Genomic DNA, 7,764 nt, shown 5'->3' on the forward strand with positions numbered 1-7,764 from the left:
TTCGAGTCCGCGCGGTGCGATCACTCGGCGAAGGCGCGCCAGCCGCTGAGCCCGCTGATGTCGCGCCCATCGATGGTGACGTGTGCCGGCCCCGCCTCGACCGCACCGATCACGGTCCACCCGGGCGGCACCGCATCGGATTCGATCGCGACGAGCAGTTCGTGATCCTCACCGCCGGTGAGTGCCCAGGTCCGCGCGTCGGCGTCGAGCAGTCTCGCGACGTCGTCGACCGCGGCGCGGCGCGGCACGGCGGCACCGGTCACCGCCAGCGCCACATCCGACGAATTGGCAATCGTCAGCAACTCTTCGACGAGCCCGTCGGAGATGTCGGTCATGGCATGTGCACCTGCCCGCGCCGCCACCACACCTTGGCGCGCATCCGGTTCGGGCAGGAGGAAGGCCGACACCACCTCGGCCCTCGGGTCCCGCTCACGCTGCCAGCGGGCCATCGGCGGCGACCCGGACCGGGAGAGGACCGCGAAACCGGCAGCGGCCGTCCCGAGTGGGCCGCTGACGGCCAGCACATCGCCCGGACGTGCCCCCGACAACGTCACCGGAGTGCGACCGTCGAGCGCCCCGACCGACGTGATGCTCACCATCACCTCGTCCGCGGCGACGAGGTCGCCGCCGAGAACCCGGGCACCCAGTCGGTGGGTGGCGGCGACGATGCCGCCGTTGAGATCTGCGAGCCAGCCCACGGTCGTGCGGGGCGGGCAGGCCAGGGCGACGACGACGCCCACCGTCCGTCCGCCCATCGCGGTGATGTCGGCGGCGCTCTGTACGACGGTGCGGGCCCCGATCTGTTGTGGGGTCGACCAGTCGAGCCGGAAGTGCCTGTCCTGCACGGCGGTGTCGGTGCTGATGACCGTCGGCCCGACGTCGAAGACCGCGGCGTCATCGCCCGACCCGATCACGATGTCGCCGCCGCCGGGCAGTTCACGGTCACCGGTCGCCGCGCCGGTGAGCATCGCGATCACCGCCCGCTCACCCACCTCGCCCAGCGACTTCGCCCGGTCCACATCCGGCCCGGTGGGTGCGCCGAGGTCGTCCGATGGCACCTCGACTCCCCTCGTTCGCGCTGCCGACTCGCCACGCAGGGGGTTGTCGGCGACAATGTGTGCCAGCAGTGTAGTGGTTGCGGGACTGCGTCCCGGTCAGCGCGACACCGCCTGCGGGGTCATCAGCCCGATTCCCGCGACGTGGCAGATGTGGAGAGGATGGCCGTGGTTCAGGCATACATACTGATCCAGACCGAGGTCGGACGTGCAGCTCTGGCAGCGGCGACCATCGCAGAGATCTCGGGCGTCGCATCGTCCGAAGAGGTCAGCGGGCCCTACGATGTGATCGTCCGCGTCGACGCCGCCGACGCCGCACACCTGAGCAACGATGTGGTCCCGCAGATCCAGAAGGTCGACGGCATCACCCGCACCCTCACCTGCCCGGTGGTGACAGCCGCGCACTGAGGGCCCACTAGGGTGGGCATGTGAGTTCGCCCGATGAGCCCCACGGCAGTGGACCGGAGCCGGAACCTGCTGGAACCCCAGAACCGGAGCCCGCCGACCACGAGCAGCCAGAGCAGGACCACACCCGGCACGACCACCGTTCGGGTCCGCGACTGAGTCCGGCACTGATCGCGACGCTCATCACGATCCCGGTGATGGTCATCGTCGGTTTCATCACATTCGCGGCGCTCAAGTCGTCCGACCAGCCGAAAACCCCGGTCGATTCATACGCTTCCGCCGGATCGGCCTCCGGGGCCGACTGTGCCAAGTTGCTCGGCGCACTGCCCCCCACATTCGACGGTTTCGGCAGCAAGCAGGTCGACGGGGACACCGCGACGTGGTCGGGATCCGACGGCGCCGACCCGGTGACCGTTCGCTGCGGGGTGGGCCGGCCGAGCGAACTCGCGCCGTCGAGCAACCTGCAGACGGTCAACGGGGTCCAGTGGTTCATCACCGACACCATCGACGGTCGCGGGCAGGCATACGTCTGCGTCGATCACCGGCCATACGTGGCGCTATGGGTCCCGGCGTCCGGCGGCAACGCGTCCATCACCGATGTGTCGGCGGCCATCGGTCGGGTATTGCCGCCCGGCCCACTCGATTTCGGGTAGCGACGACAGCTCTCGTCCCGGTCGATGCCGTCCCGGTACACCGGTCGGCGGCCGATCAGTCCCGGTAGACCTCGGGCTTGGTGGTCCGGCCGAGCAATGACGCCACCGCGTCGGCGACCGACACCCCGGAGTGGCAGACCCCATGCACGGCGTCGGTCAGCGGCATCGAGACCCCGTGCTTCTCGGCGAGCGCCCGTACCGACGTGCAGGACTTCACTCCCTCGGCGACCTGCCCGTTGGTCGCGTCCTGCGCTTGCGCCATCGTGGCGCCCTCGCCGAGGCGCGCACCGAAGGACCGGTTGCGCGACAAGGGAGAAGAGCAGGTGGCGACGAGATCACCGATCCCGGCCAGCCCGGCAAGCGTCTCGATGCGTGCGCCGACCGCCACGCCGAGCCGGATCGTCTCGGCCAGGCCGCGCGTGATGATGGTCGCCAGGGTGTTCTGTCCGAATCCGACACCGCTGGCCATTCCGCAGGCCAGTGCGATGACGTTCTTGACCGCCCCGCCGATCTCGCATCCGGTGACGTCGGTGTTGGTGTAGGGGCGGAAGTATCCGGTGTTGAAGGCTCCCTGCAGCTGTGTCGCCCGGTCCTCGTCGCTGCACGCGATCACCGTCGCGGCGGGCTGTCCCTCGGCGACCTCCCGAGCAAGGTTGGGCCCGGTCAGCACCGCGATCCGGTTCTGTCCCACCTCGCCGACCTCGGCGATCACCTCGCTCATCCGCAACAGCGAATGGGTCTCGATCCCCTTGGCCAGCGACACCAGGGACGCATCGGCACCCAGATACGGCTTCCACGCGGATAGGTTGTCGCGCAACGATTGCGACGGCACCGCACACACTACGATGTCGGCGCCGGGCAGCACTTCTTCGAGCTCACTGGAGGCACGCAGTCGGTCGGGCAGTGCGATCCCGGCCAGGTAGTCGGGGTTGGTGTGTTCGGCGTTGATCGTCGCGGCGAGCTCCGGCCGACGGGCCCACAGGACCGTTTCGGTCCCGGCATCGACAAGGACCTTCGCCGTTGCCGTTCCCCACGACCCGGCACCCATCACCACAGCGCGCACGTTCACACCCTTCGACGATCGCTTGTGGCCTTCACCCTAGCCCCCACACCAACCACCGACCATCGCGATCGGGTTCTGCTCGCATCGGGTCATCGGGGTCATCTGGTCGTCGGGGCAAGCCGGACCGAGACGCAGCCGACGCGCCGCCGGAAACCGACGTCGTCCATCATGGACAGGTGAAAGGTGGACACGGTCACCGACAGGCGAGCCCGGACACCGGGCGCCCCGACAGCCCACGCCCGGACACAACGCGCGACGATACATGTTCGGACACACCCGGATCGGCCTCCGGCGTGGCTGCGGTGCTGGTGGTCAAACATCTCGCAGCCGCGAAGACGCGGCTGGCCGCCTCGCTGGGAACCATACCCGGCGCAAGTGTCGCCGGTGCCGGTGCGCGCGGTCCGGTGATGCCGATCGCGGAGCATCGCGAACTGGTTCTTGCGATGTTGCTCGACACCGCCGCCGCGGTGCGCGCGGCAGGTCTGGCGCCGATCGTCGTGGTGAGTCCCGACGACGAGGTGCTCGCGGCGATCACCGCGGCCGGGGCACAACCGCTCCGGGAACGTCCCCGTAGCGATCCGTCGCTCAATCACGCGTATGCGCAGGGCACCGCGTGGGTTCACGCGCAACGGCCAGGCGTGCGGCAGGTGCTGATGGTGCAGGCCGATCTGCCCGCCGCCCGTGCAGCCAGCATTCGTGAGGTGCTCGACGCGGCGAACGATCTCGCCGAGGCGTTGGTCAGCGATGCCGGTGGTGATGGGACGGCGCTGCTGCTGCGACACGCACACGTCGACCGGCCGCCGCGCTTCGGTATCGGGTCGGCCGCCGCGCACCGCGATGGTGGGGCCGTCGAACTCGATCCGGGGCACGCGCGCTGGCCGGATCTGCGTACCGATGTCGACACCGCCGCAGACCTCGATGCCGCCATCGCGCTGGGCGCCGGGCCGCACACCCGGCGCGCGCTGGGATTGGGTGGCGTGCCCGACTCCCCTGCGGAGCACCCATGATCTGTCGCCTCCACCGGTGAAGGCTGCAACCCACCGGACCGATAGGTCATGATTGAACGGTGAGCCCAGCCGATGACACCTCCACCCAGCCACTGACCGCGATTCCCGGCGCACCGCCGGCGGCCACGCTGGCACCCGACGAGTCCGCGGATCTACCCGAAGACCGGTACCTGAACCGTGAACTCAGCTGGCTCGACTTCAATTCGCGCGTGCTCGCGCTGGCCGAGGACACCTCCCTGCCCCTGCTGGAACGCGCCAAGTTCCTGGCGATCTTCGCATCCAATCTCGACGAGTTCTTCATGGTGCGCGTCGCCGGACTCAAACGTCGCGACGAGACCGGACTCTCGGTGCGCTCGGCCGACGGCCTGTCACCGCGAGAACAGTTGCTGCGCATTGCCGGCCGCACCCAGACCCTTGCCGACCGGCATGCCCGGGTGTTTCTCGATTCGGTGCGCCCGGACCTGGCGGACAACGGGATTCATGTGGTGACGTGGCGGGCGCTCGATGCCGACCAGCAGAAGCGGATGGTGCAGTATTTCCATGAGCAGGTGTTCCCGGTACTCACCCCACTCGCCGTCGACCCGGCGCACCCGTTTCCCTATATCTCCGGGCTGTCGCTGAATTTGGCGGTGACGGTTCGTGACGCCAACGAGGGCGGTGAGCATTTCGCCCGAGTCAAGGTGCCCGACAACGTCAATCGCTTCGTGCGGGTCGACGAGCTCGCTCCCGGGGCGGCGCGCTCGGACAATCGCGGCCACCACCCGGCGGTGTTTCTTCCGATGGAGAATCTGATCGCCGCGAACCTGGAGCAGCTGTTCCCCGAGATGGAGATCGTCGAGCATCACGTTTTCCGGATCACTCGTAACGCCGATTTCGAGGTGGAGGAGGATCGGGACGAGGATCTCCTACAGGCTCTCGAGCGTGAATTGGCCCGGCGGCGCTTCGGATCGCCGGTCCGGCTCGAGGTCGCCGACGACATGAGCGAGCACATGCTCGAGTTGCTGTTGCGGGAGCTCGACGTCAATCCCGCCGACGTGATCCAGGTGCCAGGTCTGCTGGATCTGTCGTCGCTGTTCGAGATCCATGCTCTCGACCGCCCGCATCTGAAGGACCGTCCGTTCGTCCCGGCGACCCATCCGGCGTTCGGTGAGCGCGAGACACCCAAGAGCGTGTTCTCGACGCTGCGCGAGGGTGACGTGCTCGTCCATCATCCGTATGACTCGTTCTCCACGAGCGTGCAACGGTTCATCGAGCAGGCCGCGGCCGATCCTCAGGTGCTGGCCATCAAACAGACCCTGTACCGCACGTCCGGTGATTCGCCGATCGTCAACGCATTGGTCGATGCCGCCGAGGCGGGCAAGCAGGTGGTGGCGCTGGTGGAGATCAAGGCGCGTTTCGACGAGCAGGCCAACATCAAGTGGGCCCGCCAACTCGAGCAGGCGGGCGTGCACGTGGTCTACGGTCTGGTCGGCCTGAAGACACATTGCAAGACATGCCTTGTCGTCCGTCGTGAGGGCTCCACGATCAAGCGGTACTGCCACATCGGCACCGGCAACTACAACCCGAAGACGGCCCGGCTCTATGAGGACGTCGGATTGCTCACGGCCGCACCGGAGATCGGTGCCGATCTGACGGATCTGTTCAACACACTCACCGGATATTCGCGCAAGACCGAGTACCGCAACATCCTCGTCGCTCCGCACGGAATCCGCTCGGGGATCGTCGACCGCATCGATCGGGAGATCGCCGCCGCCCACGACGGTGATCCGCGCGCCCGGATTCGCTTGAAGGCCAATGCTCTCGTCGACGAGCAGGTCATCGATGCGCTGTATCGTGCCTCCCAGAACGGGGTTCCGGTACAGATCGTGGTGCGCGGGATCTGCGCGTTGCGTCCGGGCATGGCCGGTGTCAGCGACAACATCGCGGTGCGTTCGATTCTCGGGCAGTTCCTCGAGCACTCGCGGATTCTGCAGTTCGGCGCGCAGCAGGAGTACTGGATCGGCAGCGCGGATATGATGCACCGCAACCTCGATCGCCGTATCGAGGTGATGGTACAGGTGCGTGACGAACGCCTCACCGGCGAACTGGACGATGTCTTCGCGTCTGCGCTCGATCCCCGGACGCGGTGCTGGGTGCTGCACTCGGACGGCAGCTGGGTCGCGTCCCCCGCGGCAGGCGAGGAAGTGCGCGATCACCAGCGACAGATGATGCGCCGCAATCGCCGCCGGGACTCGGGCGCATGACACCGCCAGGACTCGGGCGCATGACACCGCCAGGACTCGGGCGCATGACACCGCCAGGACTCGGGCGCATGACACCGCCAGGACTCGGGTGCTTGATACCCATCGACGCTGCCCGAGACCAGAGGTGTGCACGCGGGAATGTCTAAGTCGGGCAAGTCCGGTTCCGCGAAGAATGCTGCGGCCAAGACGGTCTGGGCGGCCGGCGGGGTGCTGTGGCGCGCCCGGGCGGGCACGGTGCAGGTCGGTCTGGTGCACCGGCCCCGCTATGACGACTGGACGTTACCGAAGGGCAAGGTGGAAAGCGGCGAGACGTTGATCGATACCGCCGTCCGCGAGATCATCGAGGAGACCGGGCATGTGGTGCGTCTGGGTCGGCATCTGGCGAATGTGACCTACGACCTGCCGAACGGCCGCAAGCATGTCCGGTACTGGTCGGCGCAGTCCGTCGGCGGCGATTTCGACGTCAATCACGAGGTCGACGCCTTGGAGTGGTTGTCCGCCGAGGAGGCGACGCAGCGTCTGAGTTACCGGCTCGACCGCAAGGTGTTACGCGAGTTCGCGCGCCTGCCGGTGGATTTGAGGACACTGCTGCTGGTGCGGCATGCGCGGGCCGGCAGTCGCTCGCGGTATCGGGGCGAGGATCGGCAGCGACCGCTCGACAGTGTTGGCCGGGAGCAGGCCCGGGCGCTGGTGCCGCTGCTGTCGGCGTTCGGGGTCATCGCATTGCACAGTGCCGATCAGGTCCGGTGTGTACAGACGCTCGAGCCGATGCGAGAACGACTCGGCGCCACGATCATCGAAGAACCGACGTTGTCCGAGAGCGCGTACGCCGACGATCCGGTGCCGACTCGGGATCGTATTCGTCGGCTTGCCGGACTCGATGACGGACAGGTGCGGGCAGTGTGCAGTCAGGGCAAGGTGATTCCGCCACTGATGGATTGGTGGGCGACGCACGAAGACGTGACCCTGCCGGCGGCGCGCAACCGTAAGGGCAGTGTCTGGGTTCTCTCGACGTATGCCGGTCACCTGGTTGCTGCCGATCACATCGACAGCCCGCTGCCGAAGCTCGATCACTGAGCCATCTCCGGCTCCGCGGTGGGCTGAACCGGGATGCCCCCCGGCCCGTCCACACACCAACTCACCCCTGACGAGGGAAGTCCGTCAGGGGTGAGTGTGGTTGCTCAGGGTCTGGCCTGTTGCGGCCGGCCCGTGGCTCAGCGCCGAGTTGCCTTCTTGGCCGGGGCCTTCTTGGCCGCGGTCTTCTTCGCGGCAGTGGTCTTGGCCGGGGCCTTCTTGGCGGGGGCCTTCTTGGCCGCGGTCTTCTTCGCGGCAGTGGTC

Annotated in this window: 7 protein-coding genes; 5 read left to right on the forward strand and 2 right to left on the reverse strand. The window is 67.7% G+C overall.

Annotated features, from left to right (window positions below):
* Nucleotides 1–20: 20 nt before the first annotated feature.
* Entirely contained in the window at nt 21–1,058 is a 1,038-nt protein-coding gene (locus tag ACPXB3_RS08025; RefSeq protein WP_425727305.1) for a thiamine-phosphate kinase, read from the reverse strand.
* Nucleotides 1,059–1,217: 159 nt separating this feature from the next.
* Here ACPXB3_RS08025 and ACPXB3_RS08030 point away from each other — a divergent pair, with 159 nt between their 5' ends.
* Together ACPXB3_RS08030 and ACPXB3_RS08035 are read left to right on the forward strand one after the other, a co-directional pair.
* Nucleotides 1,218–1,463 (forward strand): Lrp/AsnC ligand binding domain-containing protein, encoded by a 246-nt coding sequence (locus ACPXB3_RS08030; protein ID WP_425703720.1) that lies wholly within the window; start codon nt 1,218–1,220, stop codon nt 1,461–1,463.
* A gap of 20 nt (nt 1,464–1,483) precedes the next feature.
* Nucleotides 1,484–2,113 carry a DUF3515 domain-containing protein gene (locus ACPXB3_RS08035; protein ID WP_425703722.1) on the forward strand — a complete coding sequence of 210 codons (630 nt, stop codon included), beginning with the start codon at nt 1,484–1,486 and terminating at the stop codon, nt 2,111–2,113.
* A 55-nt stretch (nt 2,114–2,168) separates the two neighbouring features.
* On the opposite strand, the gene ACPXB3_RS08040 is transcribed toward ACPXB3_RS08035, so the two are convergent.
* Nucleotides 2,169–3,176, reverse strand: a complete 1,008-nt coding sequence (locus ACPXB3_RS08040; RefSeq protein WP_425727306.1) for an NAD(P)H-dependent glycerol-3-phosphate dehydrogenase — start codon at nt 3,174–3,176, stop codon at nt 2,169–2,171.
* Nucleotides 3,177–3,469: 293 nt separating this feature from the next.
* On the opposite strand from ACPXB3_RS08040, the gene cofC reads away from it, so the two are divergent.
* From cofC to ACPXB3_RS08055, 3 genes are all read left to right on the forward strand, one after another.
* Nucleotides 3,470–4,183 carry a 2-phospho-L-lactate guanylyltransferase gene (gene cofC, locus ACPXB3_RS08045; protein WP_425727307.1) on the forward strand — a complete coding sequence of 238 codons (714 nt, stop codon included), beginning with the start codon at nt 3,470–3,472 and terminating at the stop codon, nt 4,181–4,183.
* Between the two features lie 59 nt (nt 4,184–4,242).
* Entirely contained in the window at nt 4,243–6,426 is a 2,184-nt protein-coding gene (locus tag ACPXB3_RS08050) for an RNA degradosome polyphosphate kinase (protein ID WP_425703728.1), read from the forward strand.
* Between the two features lie 138 nt (nt 6,427–6,564).
* The gene (locus ACPXB3_RS08055) at nt 6,565–7,503 is read left to right on the forward strand and encodes an NUDIX hydrolase (RefSeq protein ID WP_425703729.1); all 939 of its coding nucleotides are present in this window, start codon (nt 6,565–6,567) and stop codon (nt 7,501–7,503) included.
* Nucleotides 7,504–7,764: the final 261 nt, after the last annotated feature.

Source organism: Gordonia sp. DT219 (genome assembly GCF_049847065.1).
In the GTDB taxonomy this organism is placed as follows: Bacteria; Actinomycetota; Actinomycetes; order Mycobacteriales; family Mycobacteriaceae; genus Gordonia.